Here is a 15,811-nt window from a genome sequence, read left to right as displayed (position 1 = left end):
CACAAAAAAACCAGAGAAAATTCTCTGGTTTTATATTTTTTGAGGTCGTTTTTCTTAGAAAATCTCTCTTCCTGAAAAATGGAATTGAGCCTCGATAAGAGCGTTCTCGTCAGAATCTGAACCGTGAACAGCATTTTCACCGATGCTTCTTGCAAACATTTTTCTGATCGTACCTTCCGCTGCTTCTGCAGGGTTTGTAGCACCGATCAATGTTCTGAAGTCTTCTACTGCATTAGCTTTTTCCAAAACAGCAGCTACGATAGGACCTGAACTCATGAATTCTACCAACTCACCGTAAAATGGTCTTTCAGCGTGTACTTCATAGAATTTTTTAGCGTCAGCTACAGTAAGCTGAGTTAATTTTAGAGCTTTGATCTTAAAACCTCCTTCTGCGATCTTACCTAATATAGCACCGATATGTCCGTCTGCTACTGCATCAGGCTTAATCATAGTGAATGTAATGTTAGACATAAATGTATATTTTTTTAATGCCGCAAAATTACAAAAAATATCTTTGATTTTTATTTTAATTTTTTTTAACATAAAAATAACTTTTATTAAGAAATGAATAAAAAACTTTGGCACAGTAATTGTTAATTCTATTACGATTCTCATGTTTAATTTGAGTTTTCATGGTTATTAGTTTTTACCCAGCTTCGGCTGGGTTTTTTATTTGCAAAAATACAAACATTATGTTGCGAATTTGATAATTTTTAAAACCCATTAAAACCATATTAATACATTATTGCTTCTATTTCAATCAATGAAATAAAATTAATTTTTCAATATTTTTTTTGTCACGTTTTTTTGACATCGAATCAATGTCAAAAAATGGCCATATCTGCCAAACTAATTGAGACAAAAAGTGGAGTTATTCAAAAAATGGAAGTGTTTTTTTTCAAAAGAAATTCTGCTTTAAAAAAATGAGCTTTTTTCAGACAAAGTGCAAAAAAAATTGTCTCAGATTAATTTAATAACCTAAGCCTTATACAAAAACATGGCTGTTAAATGGGAATTTTTCTATTTCTGAGCAGCTTCTTCCGCCTCTTCCATCAGTTTGATGTAGTTGGCATAACGGGAATACTGGATTTCACCGGTTTCCAGGGAATCAAGAACGGCACATTTGGGCTCATTAATATGAAGACAGTTGTGAAACTTGCATTCTTCTCTTTTCTTGAAGATCTCAGGGAAATAATGCTGTACCTCTTCTTTCTCGATGTCGATCATAGCAAATTCACGTACACCCGGAGTATCGATCACGTTACCGCCAAAGTCCCAGAAATGCATCTGAGCAAAAGTGGTGGTATGCTTTCCTTTCAGGTGGGAATCTGAAATTTCAGAGGTTTTTAAGTTCAATCCCGGTTGCAAGGCATTAACCAAAGTTGACTTTCCACATCCTGAATGTCCGAAGAACACAGAGGTCCTGTCTTTAAGAAGATCCTGAAGCTGGTCAAAATTCAGTCTGGAATAAGAGGAGATTTCTAAAGTATCATAGCCAATTTCCTGATAAAGGAATTCAATATCCTTCACAAGTTCTATTTCTTCTTCGTTCAGAACGTCGATTTTATTGAACAGAATTAAAGGTTTAATATTGTAAGCTTCGCAGCATGCCAGGAATCTGTCAAGGAATCCCAATGAAGTTTCGGGATGTTTTAAAGTAAAGATAAAACATGCAAGATCTATATTGGAAGCAATGATATGGGCTTCTTTTGAAAGGTTTACAGATTTCCGGATCAGGTAATTGGTACGCTGCTCTATTTTGGTAATCCACGCAACGTCATCCTGTTCCAGCTGAAATTCCACAAAATCTCCTACGGCAAGCGGATTAGTAAGTCTTGTCTTGATGAGTTTGAATTTACCACGGATTCTGGCTTCGAAAATTTTGTCTGTTCCGAATTCCATGACCTGGTACCAGCTGCCTGTAGATTTAATGATTTTTCCTTTCATATGATAATTGACTGCAAAGATAAGCAATTAGGGCTTAGGGTTCAGGATATAGTTGAAAACAAATAGTATAATTTTCCTTTAATCCAGATGCCCTAAGCCCTAATATGTATAGGTTTAAAAGACTCGAGACGGTTTCCCTGATCTCTAATCCAAAATTCCTTAATTCTTATCTCACTTATCTTTCGATCATAATACTGTTCTGTACTTCGATAGATTCTTCGTGAATCGCTTTGAAAACTTTTTCGATGAATTCCTGAGACATTCCGGTTTCCTTTGCTTTCTGATTAGCATATTCTGTGATCACTTTCCATCTTTCCGGCTGGAAGATGGCGATATCATTCTCTTTTTTAAGCTTACCGATCTTTTCAGAGATCTTCATTCTTTGGGAAAGAAGTTCGATCAATTGGAAGTCAAGATCAGAAATAAGCGTTCTGTGTCTTCCCATTTCATTATCGAAACCTGCAAGACCTGAATTTCTTACTTTTAAATTACCGATCAGTTGTGCCAATACTTCCGGAGTAATTTGCTGTGAAGCATCGCTCCACGCCTCATCAGGATTACAGTGTGATTCAATGATCGCTCCCTGGTATCCTACGTTAAGCGCTTCCTGTGTAATATCTGCAAGACCTGTTCTGTTTCCACAGATGTGTGAAGGATCAATCAGCATTGGAATATTGGGAAACTGGCTTTTGAAATCAAGGGCGATCTGCCAGTTCGGGTTGTTTCTGTATTTTGTTTTCTGGTAGGTTGAAAATCCTCTGTGAATAACACCAAGGTTTTTAATATCCTGTCCTAAAAGCCTTTCCAAAGCACCGATCCATAAAGCAAGATCAGGGTTGACAGGGTTTTTCACAAATACCGGCTTGTCTGTTCCTCTTAAAGCCATCGCAATTTCCTGAACCGTAAATGGGTTTACTGTAGAACGTGCTCCAATCCAAAGAACATCCACATCAGCTTCTAAGGCTGCAAATACGTGGTGGGCATTCGCTACTTCTGTAGCCGTTTTGAATCCGTACTCTTCCTTTACTTTTTTCAGCCAGTTCAGACCGATTACGCCTACTCCTTCAAAACCATTCGGCTTGGTACGTGGCTTCCAGATTCCAGCACGGAAAATAGACACCTGCGCGTTGGTTTCTCTTATTCTTCTAGCGGTTTCAAGCATCTGAGCTTCACTTTCCGCACTGCATGGTCCCGCGATCATTAAAGGCTGTGAAAGCTCATTGATCCACTCGTTTTTTACATCTATTAAATTCATATTTTTAAATTTATTGTTTTTATTTTTTTTAGATTAACAGCAATAGTCCTTTCATTATAAAATTTACTTTATAATTCTTTTCAAAAAATGCCGTTCAAAATGGTTTAAAGGAATCAGGAAAATAAAAGGACTTTAATTCTCCTGTATTTTTTGGAAAGAAATTCAGTTAGCAGTACCAATAAAATCGATAATACGTTCTGAAATTTCTATAATAGAAAGCAGAAAAACTAAAATAACCGCTAAAGAAATTAGCGGGTGAAGGAGACAGATATGGGTTTGATAATTTTTCCACCTGGATTCTGAAACTTCTGTTCGTTTAGTTTTAAATCTGATTTGTTTTTGTCAAAAACTTATTTTTCGCAAAAATCTTTGACAAAGATATAAAAAAACTGATTCTGACAAAAAAATTTTGAGATAAATACAAAAAAATTAGGTGAGATCAAACTTCATTAAATCGTCAAGATCCTTTAATAAAGGGTTTTTTTCAATAAATTTTTCGAAAATTTTTCTTTTGGTCACCACTTCGATTTTGAGACTATCGAAATCTCTCTGATAATCTACTTCAATAGCGTGGTTGTGAATCTTTGTTTTGAAATGGTTAAAGAATTCTCCTGCAATTTTGTCAAATTCTACTTTGGCAGAGTCTGAAGGGTATAAAACTTTAATGGTATGCTCCCCGGATTTGATCAGCTTAAATGCTTTTACGGCATTAAAAATAAAGCTGTTTCTTTTCTGAAGTTGTTTGAGCATAAGGTTCCATTCCATCTGCAGATCTGTTTCTGTGAAATGGTTTTGGGGAAGGTTTTCGGTTCTTACGACTACGGTTTCTTCTTTTACTTCCTTCTCCTCTTTATTCAGAAAAGAATTAATACTGAAGCCTGAAGAGACTCCCTGTCTTGATAAAGGTTTTGTGGTTTTTACAGTATTTTCCTGTACGGGTTCAGGTTGCTTAGCAGGTTTTTCCGTTACCGGTTCCTTTTTCTGCGGAGCTTTTTCCGGGATCTTCACTTCCTGTTTCTCACTGAGAAACGGGGCCAGTATTAAGAACTTTTTTTTTTAGTATCGCCTAAATTAGCTGTCAGGGAAGACAGCTGCATCAATGCAATTTCTACTGTAAGTCTTGGATTCTTTGAATTCTTATAATTGATATCCGCATGATTGCAGATCTCGACGGCGTCGATGAGCTGTTGGGCATTCCATTTCTGGCTTTGCTCCACGAATTTCACTTTCGTCCGCTCCCCGACTTCAATAAGTTCTATGGTCCTTGCATTCTGGGCCATCATCAGATCTCTGAAATGGTTTCCTAAGCCTGCAATGAAAATATGGGGATCGAAGCCTTTCTTCACAATATCATTAAAGGCAAAAAGCACTTCGGGGATTTTGTTTTCTTTGGCCAGATCCACGATATTGAGATACTGATCGTAGTCCAGGATGTTGAGAACTTCCGCAGCTTTAGCCAGCGTAATGTTTTTCTGGGAAAAGGTGGAAAGCCTGTCGAAAATGGAAAGCGCATCTCTTAAAGCACCATCAGCTTTCTGGGCAATCAGATAAAGTGCATCATCTTCGTACTGGATATTTTCTTTTTGGGCTATATTTCTTAAATGTCCCTGAATATCTTCAATGGTAATTCTCTTGAAGTCATAAATCTGGCAACGTGATAAAATAGTTGGTATTATTTTGTGCTTCTCTGTAGTGGCCAAAATAAAAATAGCGTGTGCCGGCGGTTCTTCAAGTGTTTTAAGGAAAGCATTGAAGGCCGCAGAAGACAGCATGTGCACCTCATCGATAATATAGACTTTATATTTACCTACCTGAGGCGCAAAGCGGACCTGATCTATCAGTTCCCTGATATCATCCACGGAATTGTTGGACGCCGCATCCAGTTCATAGATGTTGTAGGCGAAGCCGTCTTCTGAAACAGAACCGTCCTTTTCGTTAATCTTCCGGGCCAGAATTCTGGCACATGTCGTTTTACCCACACCCCTCGGACCGCAGAAAAGTAAGGCCTGAGCCAGCTGATTTTCTCCAATAGCGTGTTCCAGCGTATCTGTAATATGAGACTGCCCTACTACAGTGTCAAACTGTTGGGGGCGATATTTTCTTGCAGATACGATAAAATTTTCCATTGGTCAAAAATAAGAAATATAGTTTTAATCTGAAAATTAAAAGTTTTCAAATATCAACAAAAACTGATTTTCGGTAAGATTGGAAAACTTTTAATCATTAATCTTGCTTCTGGTATGCAAATTCTATAAGATCCACAATAGCTTTTTCTATTTCAGATCTTCCTTCGTCAGTCTTCATATCAAGGCCACAAAACTCGCTTGCATTGTATGCCGGATATAAGTTCAGATAATAAGCTCCTGAAACGATCAAAGCAATAATTGCTCTAAATCTTTTTGCACCGTCTCCAAAATAAGGATCTGTAACGTTTCCGAACAGATCGGCACCTACAGCTTCCCTCTGCTCTACCAATTTACGAAGGATAGGTTTGCTTTCAGAAAGTTCCCAAAGAATAATTTTTTGAAGTTCTTTATTTTTCTTCAGACTTTCAAACTGCATGAGAATTCCCTGAGTCAGAGCTTCCTTACCTTTAGAAGATTCCTGTTCTTCTTTGATGTCCGGACTGAACTTACTCCAATAATCCTGAGACTTTATATACTCGTCAATCAGTTTATCTGTACTTCCAAAGTACTCATAGATAAGCTTTTTGTCGAAACCGGCTACTGCTGCTATCTTACTTACTTTAAGACCTGAGTATCCTTTTACTCTCAAAATTTTTCCAACTGCTGCCAGCAGTTTTTGTTTTGTTTTTTCTTTGTCCCTAATGGGCCCTTGCACTACTTTTCTAGGCATAATTTATTATTTTTTCGCAATATGCATTTTTTTATTTATATCATCAAATACATTGAGTGTTTTATCAAGATGTTCTTTGTTGTGTCTTGCTGTCACACTCATTCTGATGCGCGCGTCTTTTCTTGCTACTGCAGGATACATAATAGGGTTTGTATAGACTCCTTTTTCTATTAATATCCTTCCGATATCCCACATTTTACTCTGGTCTCCTATTTTTACAGGAATGATTGCTGAACATGTGATACCGGTATCCAGACCGAGATCATCAAGACCTTTTTTGAAATAATTGATATTATCCCAAAGTCTTTCTCTCCAGATGGGTTCTTCATCAATCAAATCTATAGCTTTAACTATTCCTGCGGAAGAAGGTGGTGCTGTTGCTGAGAAAATCTGTTGTCTGGACTGGAATTTAAGGAATGATGCTATTTTTTTATTGGTAATAACATATCCCCCCAGGTTACCAAAAGTTTTACTGAATGTGCCGGTAATGAAATCCACTTTGTTCATTAATCCGGGATCTTCAAGACTTCCTCTGCCGGTTTGTCCCAAAATCCCTACCCCATGCACATCGTCTACCATAAGATAGGCATTATACTTTTTCACGAGGTCATATATCTCACTAATACGCGAAGTGTCGCCATCCTGAGAATATACTCCATCCACTACAACAAGTTTCGTACGGTACGTATTTTCAGATATCTTCAAAATGTGTTCCAAAGCTTCCAAATTATTGTGCGGAAATGTTTTTTTATTTGTAAACACACATCCTTCATGTACGCTGGCATGTACGGCCATGTCTAAAATAGCGATATCTTCCTTCTGCATCAGGATTTGTAAAGTGGCACTGTTTGCGGTATATCCGGTGGTAAAGATAACTGCTTCTTCCTCTTCTCTGCCAAAAAAACCGGCTATTTTTCTTTCTAAAGCATTATGATAATCAAAATACCCTCCGATAAGCGGTGTAGCTCCTGTTCCTGTTCCGTATTTTTCAATTCCATCAATAGCTGCCTGTTTCACTTTCGGATGCTGTGTGAATCCTAAATAATCGCTGGAGACAAAACTTACATATTCTTTATTCTGATTTGCAATATTGATGTTTAATGTTGCATTGGTTCCTGACATATTTTTCAGTCTGTAATTCATGTGACCTTTAGCTTTCATGTGGTCCAGGAATTCATAAAAATAGTTCGCTCTTTGGGCAATATCATAATCTGCAATATTCTCAAAGTCTTTAAAAGTTGCTGTTTCAAAATCGATACTCATCCTTAATGTTGTTAGTGTTAGTTGTTAGTGTTTATGTTAGTTGTTTGAAGAAACAAATATATGATTATTTAAAGCTTGTAAAATCTATCTATTATATTAAATATTATCCAGTATATAAGACATTTGACCTTATGATCTGATAATCAAATTACTTTATTTATCAATACATTTATTGCATGTTTCAATGGTTGGATATTTTTTTACTGAACCTAAATTTAACAAAAAAAAGACAACAATAAATCACTATTCATATATAAATCACAAAAAAAAGACAATTGTTTTCACAATTGTCTCATTATTAAAATATTATTTTTTAAAATCAATCTTTAGGTGTTAAAATTTCTTAAAATCACCCAGCTAAAGAAAGCCTTTTGGTCACTTCTTTTATGGGGTTTATTAAAATTTTGACAGAATTTTCATCAGATCGTTTTATTCTTCTTCCGGAATGCTCCCGGTGTGGTACCCGTCATCTTTTTAAAGAACTTGGAAAAGTTGGACGGATCATAAGTAAACACCCTCGCAATTTCTGCGATAGAATGGTTTGAATCTTTGATCATCATCTTGGCTTCATGGATGATTTTCTCATCATAAAAGTAACAGGGATGCTGGCCTTTCTCTTTTTTGATGGTATCCGTAAGATGGGTATGGGAAACAGCAAGGTATCGGGCAATTTCATTAAGCTCCATAAATTCAGGAACCGATCCGGAAAGCACTTCCTGAATATGTTTATCCAGAAAAGCAAAATACCGCATCGTTATCTCTTCGCTTCTTTTCATTTCGTTATCATCATTGGTTTATAGTAAAATATTAATCTATAAATTTAAAGATAAGAATAAAAAAAGCATGGTGAACTTTTCGGATACTTAAAACAAGCCTCTGCTCAGTGCTTAATGAAAACTGTCTTTAAAAGCTTGCACGGAATTTTTCACTTTCAGCTTTTCAAGGATATTCTGGCGGTGTCTGCTTACCGTATTGATACTTATTGAAAGAAATTCCGCAATCTCTTTACTGGCATAGCCCTCCCCTATATATTTTAAAATTTCCAGTTCTCTTTTGGATAAAATATTCTGATAATCCAGTTTCTCTTTTACCATCACTTCTCCTTTGGTGGTATTAATGATCATAAAATCCGAAATCAGCGGCTGTGTCTGAACCAGTGCCGTATGATAAAGACAAAGCGCAAATCTCAGCTTCCCGTTATCTGGTGAATAGACGTAGAACATACGGTGTTTCACCAGCCTGTATTCATCATTTTTGTCTTTCATCCTGATTTTTGAAAGGACACAGTAGTCTGCACGGAGTTCCGGATCCAGAGAATCCATCAGTTCGTAAAACCTCAGTTCATGGATGTACTTTTTAAGACGATCGTCCGGGTGGATCTTCTTAATAATCTCTTCTTCCCAGATGGAATTGATTTCTGCAGGATTTTCTTCCATACTCAAACCCAGTTCCAGTGCAGCCTTCGATTTGTACACATAGCTCTTATCAGCCTGCATATCGCTCAAGACCGAGACTGCCCCTTCCATCTGCATATACACCAATGCCCTCTGCTTGTACACTTCTATATCAAGTTGGCATTTTCCGGCCGTTTTATCCAGAAGGCGACTGTTCAGTTTGTCTATGATCTCCATAAATGGTTATTTATCAGTATTGGCGGAATATAGGTTTAGTTTTACTTTTGCTAAAGTAATAATTTACGCCCAGCTAAAGAGAATGAAGAGAATCGTTTTAAGCTTCTGTGCTGTTTTATCAGTCCAGACAGCCTTTGCACAGACATTGGAAAAGATGAATTGGTTTAATGAACCTGAAAAATGGGAGATCAAAAACAACAGTTTATCGATGTCCGTCACTCCGCAGAGTGATTACTGGAGAATTTCCCATTATGGATTTACAGTAGATGATGCTCCCTTTTACTATACCACTTACGGTGGAGAATTTGAAGCCAAAGTAAAAATCAGCGGCAATTACAAAGCCAGATTTGACCAGATGGGGCTCATGCTGAGAACAGATGAAAAAAACTACATAAAAGCCGGTATCGAATTCGTAGACGGAAAATACAATCTCAGCACCGTCGTTACCCATGGAACCAGTGACTGGAGCGTCATTACATTAGACAAAATCCCGTCTGCCGTCTGGATCAAAGCAGTGCGGAGGCTTGATGCTGTGGAAGTATTCTATTCTTTTGATGACAAAAATTATACGATGATGCGCAACGCCTATCTTCAGGACAATACTCCGGTGATGGTAGGCTTAATGGCGGCATGTCCGGACGGAAACGGCTTTACAGCAGTTTTTGAAGGTTTCAAAGTAAAACACCTTCCCGACCAACGCAGGCTGAAATGGCTTGAAAACAATCAATAGCGATTGAATCTTTATTCAATATACAGTCAATTTTTATTCACCTCCCACTTTGGGAGGTTTTTGTTTTAATTTAATTCAAATACAATGGAAAAGATGAATGACAGGTAATAATTTTTTTCACACAGATTACACAGATGATGCAGATGATGCAGATTTTTACTTTTATTAATCTGCTCTATCCGTATCATCTGCGAGAGCTGATTAGCTTTGTTTAATCTACAATTTTTGCGTTTGATATGAAAATTTGAGCGCAGAAAATCCGGGACACTTAAAAGCATTCCGGACTGATTAGAGTATAAAAAGGCATGTATAAAGCTCAAACTAAAAAAAGATTCATGCTGCGATGAAACTGTTTTCTCTTCAGATCTAAAAGGCTGAAATCATATGAGGGAACAAGTCATTCAGCCATTGCATCTGTGCTTTTAGAATTCATCTGACTGGTTATGTCAATTCAATAAAAATCTAAAATTCTGAATTTGTAAAGCCGCGGTCCAAAAATAAAAATCCTCAATCTCTTAGCAAAATAAAACACGTAGAACAATATTTCACTATATGTAGAATAAAATCTACAGACTTATGATGATATCCGTCTGTATGATAGATAAAATCGTTGTCAAATTATCTCAGAGTATGATAATTTATGCGTATAAAATCACTAATTTTACACCATAATCCAAATCTGTTTAAAAACAAAAACACATAACGCTAAAATATTTAATGAAAGAAAAATATATTCAGTTATTCCCATCACTTAAAAAAACTTCGGCTTGTACAATGACTATTATTAATAAACTTCCGTCCTAATCATCCGGAAAACATAGATCATTTTATACAGTTATGAAGGCTTGGACATTGTTTTCTGTCATTTTGTTTCCGGACATTTTCAGACAGCGTCATACTTCCACGGGACATGATAACGGCAACGGATTTTTGCAAAAGAAAGCAAAAACCATTGCTGCAGACCATTATAGTTATATGCCTGACCTGGCTAAAGCGGTCGTACCAGCCTTCAATATCATTAAAAACCATCAAAAACTAATTATAATAACCGCCGATAAGGGAGCGAAAACGCCTGCTGAGCAGGTCCGTGACTACAACAGCCTGTCTAACAATCCAAAGCATAAAAATTCTTATTTGAACAGGAAAAGTCTTAGGCTGTATAGAGTCATTCATCTGGTCAAAAAAATTAATGCGAAAATTAATTTCAGGCCTCATCACTCCGCTGAAACTATCGTTGAAATTACTCTTATTAAAGCCAATTTTTTATGAATGAACGAATCTTAATTGCTGATGACCACTATGTCGTAAGAGCAGGAACTGCTTTAGTGTTAGAGTCCGCTTATCCAAAGCTTACCATAGATTTTGCAGAAAATTATGAACAGGTACAGAAACATTTGTCTGAGCGCCATTATGACCTGATTCTTCTGGATATTGATATGCCCGGAACTCAGTACAAGAAAATGGTCACTGAACTTAAAAACATACAGGAAAGCCTGAAAATCCTTATATTTTCAGGGCATGATAAAAACGTTGCTATCCAATATATCAGGGAAGGTGCTGAAGGTTATCTCAGCAAGCAAAGCAGTGAGGAAGAGATCAGAGAAGCTGTAAAGTCCGTTATTGAAAAGGGATACTATTATCCTGGTGAACTGATTGGGCTTATTATCCAGAATAAAAAGAGCAATCCTGCTGAAAAGCTGTCAACCCGCGAATATGAGATCTTTAAACTGCTGGCAAGCGGCAATGGAAACCTTGAAATCGGAAACAAGCTCGATATCCAGATGTCTACTGTGAGTACTTATAAAAAAAGAATTTTCCAAAAACTGAACATCAGCAATATTGCAGAACTGATCAAAGTGCATGAAATGATGCATTAATCTATCAGAAAATCAAGAGTTAAAAAATTGGGACCGGAATATCTCATGAGAAATCCGGTCCCGGTACAAAGAAAAGTTACAGTTCTGACATTTCCGTCAGTTCTGAAATATTTTACAAATATTTTCTATCGTTAGTGCAGTGTTTTTAGAATCGGACGTGCAAATGATCATTAGTACAGTCTCTGAACTGATAAAAATAATTCTCTGGTATTGTCCGCTGTATTTGGATCTGTAGTCGTTGTATTACTCGATCCTGCTGTAGATTTATTATCTACACGGAATGCATAATATACTCTGTACCATCTTGGTTCCGGTTCCTGTATAGTTATATCAAAAGTCACCGTCTCATTGTGCGTCTGTGTAAGATAAACTCCGTCATCAAACTGCCTGAAAGTACCTGGTGAAAGTTTGATATTCCCGTTATCTGAATCTCCGGTATGCGTAGACATCTCAGAAACCCAGATCTTAATATCTGAAGTACCTACATTATAAAGACGCGGGTTAAATGTAGTCGCAGCACCTGTTATAGATGAATTTCCGTCAAACTGCGCATCCAGCCTTAACACACCACCTAAAACCGGAAGATCCGAAAGATAAGTACTGGCCAGAATATTCGTTCCTGAAGTGGATGCCGGGATACTGCCATGATAATACACCAACTCCCCTATTACGATGTCATCATTACTTCCTCCAAACGCAAATTTCCAGGTTTCACCATTGAACATATAATATCCGGCTTTATCTACTTTTGCTGTTTTTACAGAAGCCGTCGTTACAGCCTGAGTGACATAGACCAATGCTCCGGTCTGATCTGCAAGATATACGTCATCTTTAGCTTTAAGCTGATTTCCGGTCATTCTTGGGGCAATTACTCCATCTGCTACATTAGCTATATCGGGTTTTCCTGCTACATGGAGTGTAGCTTTAGGAGACTCTGTATTGATGCCAACCTGAGCTAAAACAGTACTGGAAATAAGAGTCAGAGCCAGACTCCAAAGAGATAATTTAATTTTCTTCATTTTTGATTATATTTGTTTTTTATTGATAAGGCATAACCATTTCAGATCATTATTTTGGCAGATACAGAGTGAGTTGTGACGACTGTTTGGGCAATTGATCTGATGGCAAAGTTATCCGCAGGAATAAATCAATTTTATAAATAATCAATGAAAAACCGGAAACGGCTTAAAAAACACAAATACTTAAAAAACAAATACTTAAACCAGTCATTTCCTGATATTGACTGCTCATGTAGATATTGAAACGGAATCTAATTATCTTCGAAACACAAATGGCAACCACTTATAACATCAAGACTGAAAGAATTGAACATTACAAAAGACAGCTGATCCATTATTATATGATTCTGATGGCCATCATTCTTTCTGTATTTGCTTTGATCTACACTTTTATCATTCCGGACAAAACCATGTCCCGATATCTGTATGGCGGATTGTTTTTCATGGTCTACACGTATATTATTGTCCGCAAAAGTTACTCGGTGGAAGTATTGATTCACACCTATATGATTGCTGCTTCCTTTTACAATTTTTACATTATGCTGGCTTTCTGGAATAATTCTGTGGCGAGCTTTGTCTGGCTGATTCCTATTCTTCTGGGAGCCTATGTTTTTCTCGCAAGAAAGTATGTTTTATTCTATTTCATTTTTGTGCTTTTCAATATCGTCTTAGGATATCTGATTTCTAATAATTTTGATTTCAATTTTCCAAAACACAGCCCTGAAGATGTGAAAATGACCGATACTGTGCTCATGATCTCTAATGTAGCCGTCATAGCACTCCTGCTCTACTTTAAGGACAAGATCAGACGTGTGGAAATTTATAATGAAATCGAGGAAACGCTGCAGACAGATCTTAAAACAACAATGCTTCCTGTAGAAAAAGAAAGCTTTTCAGAAGAATTGTTTGGAAAGATTGAACACATGATGAATGAGAAACATTTCTATAAGGATGTGAATTTCAATATTTCCAAATTATCCGCAGAAATGGGCGTGAACAGCAGTTATATTTCCAAATCGATACGGTATAAAGGTTTCCCTAATTTCAATAATTATCTTAATCTTTACAGAATCAACTGTGTTAAAAAGCTTCTGGATGAAAATGATCTGGAACGTGTGACTTTAATGTATATCTACACCGAAGCCGGATTTTCAAACCAGTCTACCTTTAACCGGGTTTTTAAACAGATCGAAGGAAGCACCCCTTCAGAATACATCAGCAGAATGCAGCAATGATCGGTTTTGCCAATAAACCTGATTGAATAAAGCGTTTTCAGAATTGAAAAAATATCATGAACTTTACGGTACATTAATTTCTATAAAAACCTCAGCGTTTTTAATCGTACAAAATCATGAATCTATCTGAAAAAGCAGAAAAAGGAAGCCAGCGTTTCCGGTATATCAAACTTTGTATTTTCTTTTCGGGACTTTCCGTATTTGCACAGCTTTATCTTTTTCAGCCGATGCTTCCCACCGTCTCAGACTATTTCAAAACAACGGCCGGCGACAGTTCTCTTCTGGTTTCTTCTTCCACGATAGGAATGGCCATTGGACTTTTATTTTTCGCTTTTAAAGCAGACAGTTATTCAAGAAAAAAACTGATGACGTTTTCTCTGGTTTCATCTGCATTGCTTACGATTATTTCAGCATGGATGCCAAGTCTCAGCCTTCTTATTGCGACAGGCGTTTTAAAAGGCTTTGTCGTTTCCGGAGTTTCAGCGGTGGCACTCGCTTATCTGACTGAAGAAGTTCATATTTCTGTCGTTGCCCTGGCCATCAGCATGTATCTCAGCGGAAATACTATCGGCGGTATGAGCGGAAGAATACTGGCAACCATCTTAGCCGGGGAATTCGGTTGGCGGAATGCTGTTCTGATCATAGGGATAGAAAGCCTGATTCTGGGACTGATATTCTGGAAACTCTTTCCCGATTCTAAATTCTTTAATCCCCAGAAAACGGATTATTCTCTGAAAGTCAAACAGATGAGAAAGTTCCTTACGGATTCTTATATGCTGCGTTTGTACTGCATCGCTGCTTTGCTGATGGGGACTTTTGTAAGTGTTTATAATTACCTGACTTTCAGACTTGAAGATCAGCCTTTTGCGTTGAGTCATTTTGTGATCGCTTTTATATTTTTAATGTATATTTTCGGCGTATTCGGTACGATGATTACGAGCAGACTTTCGAAAAGATTCAGCCGTAATCTTATTCTGAAAGGATCGGTTCTGTTTATGTTTTCCGGTACTTTGTTTCTGTTGTCGGAGAATATTTATGTCGTGATTTTCGGTCTAGGGCTATTCACTTTAGCCTTTTTTGCAGCGCATACGATGGCAAGCCAAATGACCGCACTGCATGCAAAACAAGGAAAGTCGTCAGCGACCTCCATTTATTGGCTGTTTTATTATTTCGGATCCAGCATTCTGGGAAGCGGAACAGGATATATTCTCCATGCTTTTTCCTGGACCGTTTTTATAATGGTGCTTTTATTTTCCATTGGAATTTCGTTTGTACTTGCGGCAAGAAACAGAGATTTGGGAACTTTTAAAGCTCTTTAACAAACAACAGATACCACACAACTACCACATTTTATTTTCTATTTTTCTTTAATTTTAAGAAAAAACTGTATTATTTTAACATATAATTAATTATTTATAGAAAAAATTAACAAAACATTCAAAATCAAAGGCAATTTACTCTAATGCAGGGCATAATATTTGCAAGTATTTAAGGACCACACACCTTTCTAAACTCACATTATTATGAACGCAGCAGATCTTAAAATTAAAAACTTAGTTGAATACAAAAACCAAACGTATACGATCACTGAAATTTTTCATGGCAGAAACCATGATTATTTTGTAAAAATTGAGAATGACATTCACAGTATTTCAGTTCCCGCAGATGCTATCACGCCTATTCAGATCACTGAAGAATGGCTAGAAAAGTTTGGCTTTTTGCGGACCTACAGCTCAGAGCAGAGAATTCGTTATGAAAGACCGGAAGCGTTTATCAAATATGACATTGATTTAAGTTCTAAAAAGATCCTGGAAGGCCTGAAAATATATGGAAATTCCATCAGATGCAGGTATATCCACGAGTTTCAGAATATTTTTTCGTGTCTTTTCGGAAAAGAGCCTGCAACATCCAGTTTCGGACTGTTAAAGGCTGAGTCTTAGTTTTATCATGTTTATTATAAAGAAACCGTTGCATTTTTGTGCAGCGGTTTTATTTTAT

At 36.9% G+C, this 15,811-nt stretch carries 16 protein-coding genes; 6 read left to right on the top strand and 10 right to left on the bottom strand.

Going from position 1 to position 15,811, the window contains the following annotated elements:
* Positions 1–54: 54 nt before the first annotated feature.
* From IW22_RS14210 to IW22_RS14170, 9 genes are all read right to left on the bottom strand, one after another.
* Entirely contained in the window at positions 55–471 is a 417-nt protein-coding gene (locus IW22_RS14210; protein ID WP_034727888.1) for a nucleoside-diphosphate kinase, read from the bottom strand.
* A gap of 549 nt (positions 472–1,020) precedes the next feature.
* Positions 1,021–1,947, bottom strand: coding sequence for a ribosome small subunit-dependent GTPase A (gene rsgA, locus IW22_RS14205; protein ID WP_034727514.1), 927 nt, complete (start codon positions 1,945–1,947; stop codon positions 1,021–1,023).
* Positions 1,948–2,122: 175 nt separating this feature from the next.
* Complete coding sequence (locus tag IW22_RS14200) at positions 2,123–3,202, bottom strand: chorismate mutase (protein WP_034727513.1); 1,080 nt, start codon at positions 3,200–3,202, stop codon at positions 2,123–2,125.
* 429 nt (positions 3,203–3,631) lie between these two features.
* Complete coding sequence (locus tag IW22_RS14195; RefSeq protein WP_051891243.1) at positions 3,632–4,210, bottom strand: hypothetical protein; 579 nt, start codon at positions 4,208–4,210, stop codon at positions 3,632–3,634.
* 32 nt (positions 4,211–4,242) lie between these two features.
* A complete protein-coding gene (gene dnaX / locus IW22_RS14190; protein ID WP_034727512.1) occupies positions 4,243–5,328 on the bottom strand; it encodes a DNA polymerase III subunit gamma/tau in 1,086 nt (361 codons plus the stop codon).
* A gap of 97 nt (positions 5,329–5,425) precedes the next feature.
* Positions 5,426–6,058, bottom strand: coding sequence for a TetR/AcrR family transcriptional regulator (locus IW22_RS14185; protein WP_034727511.1), 633 nt, complete (start codon positions 6,056–6,058; stop codon positions 5,426–5,428).
* Positions 6,059–6,064: 6 nt separating this feature from the next.
* Complete coding sequence (locus tag IW22_RS14180) at positions 6,065–7,321, bottom strand: aminotransferase class I/II-fold pyridoxal phosphate-dependent enzyme (RefSeq protein ID WP_034727510.1); 1,257 nt, start codon at positions 7,319–7,321, stop codon at positions 6,065–6,067.
* Positions 7,322–7,740: 419 nt separating this feature from the next.
* On the bottom strand, positions 7,741–8,097 hold the full coding sequence (locus IW22_RS14175) for a helix-turn-helix domain-containing protein (RefSeq protein ID WP_034727509.1): 357 nt from the start codon (positions 8,095–8,097) through the stop codon (positions 7,741–7,743).
* Positions 8,098–8,208: 111 nt separating this feature from the next.
* Entirely contained in the window at positions 8,209–8,952 is a 744-nt protein-coding gene (locus tag IW22_RS14170; protein WP_034727508.1) for a response regulator transcription factor, read from the bottom strand.
* Positions 8,953–9,034: 82 nt separating this feature from the next.
* On the opposite strand from IW22_RS14170, the gene IW22_RS14165 reads away from it, so the two are divergent.
* The 3 genes from IW22_RS14165 (at position 9,035) to IW22_RS14155 (ending at position 11,559) form a co-directional block, all read left to right on the top strand.
* A complete protein-coding gene (locus tag IW22_RS14165; RefSeq protein WP_034727507.1) occupies positions 9,035–9,682 on the top strand; it encodes a DUF1349 domain-containing protein in 648 nt (215 codons plus the stop codon).
* An 837-nt stretch (positions 9,683–10,519) separates the two neighbouring features.
* On the top strand, positions 10,520–10,951 hold the full coding sequence (locus IW22_RS14160; protein WP_034727505.1) for a hypothetical protein: 432 nt from the start codon (positions 10,520–10,522) through the stop codon (positions 10,949–10,951).
* Positions 10,948–11,559 carry a response regulator transcription factor gene (locus tag IW22_RS14155; protein ID WP_034727502.1) on the top strand — a complete coding sequence of 204 codons (612 nt, stop codon included), beginning with the start codon at positions 10,948–10,950 and terminating at the stop codon, positions 11,557–11,559. The genes IW22_RS14160 and IW22_RS14155 overlap by 4 nt, the downstream gene beginning before the upstream one ends.
* Before the next feature lie 170 nt (positions 11,560–11,729).
* On the opposite strand, the gene IW22_RS23680 is transcribed toward IW22_RS14155, so the two are convergent.
* Positions 11,730–12,578, bottom strand: a complete 849-nt coding sequence (locus IW22_RS23680) for a hypothetical protein (protein WP_051891242.1) — start codon at positions 12,576–12,578, stop codon at positions 11,730–11,732.
* A gap of 272 nt (positions 12,579–12,850) precedes the next feature.
* Between IW22_RS23680 and IW22_RS14145 the strand changes: the two genes are divergently transcribed.
* The 3 genes from IW22_RS14145 (at position 12,851) to IW22_RS14135 (ending at position 15,753) form a co-directional block, all read left to right on the top strand.
* On the top strand, positions 12,851–13,813 hold the full coding sequence (locus IW22_RS14145; protein ID WP_034727499.1) for a helix-turn-helix domain-containing protein: 963 nt from the start codon (positions 12,851–12,853) through the stop codon (positions 13,811–13,813).
* Between the two features lie 116 nt (positions 13,814–13,929).
* On the top strand, positions 13,930–15,132 hold the full coding sequence (locus IW22_RS14140; protein ID WP_034727496.1) for an MFS transporter: 1,203 nt from the start codon (positions 13,930–13,932) through the stop codon (positions 15,130–15,132).
* A 204-nt stretch (positions 15,133–15,336) separates the two neighbouring features.
* On the top strand, positions 15,337–15,753 hold the full coding sequence (locus IW22_RS14135) for a hypothetical protein (protein ID WP_034727493.1): 417 nt from the start codon (positions 15,337–15,339) through the stop codon (positions 15,751–15,753).
* The last annotated feature ends 58 nt before the right edge of the window (positions 15,754–15,811 follow it).

The sequence above is a fragment of the Chryseobacterium sp. JM1 genome, assembly GCF_000737715.1.
GTDB lineage: Bacteria > Bacteroidota > Bacteroidia > Flavobacteriales > Weeksellaceae > Chryseobacterium.
The sequence above is the reverse complement of the archived record's forward strand: the minus strand, read 5'-3'. Positions and strand labels throughout refer to the sequence as shown.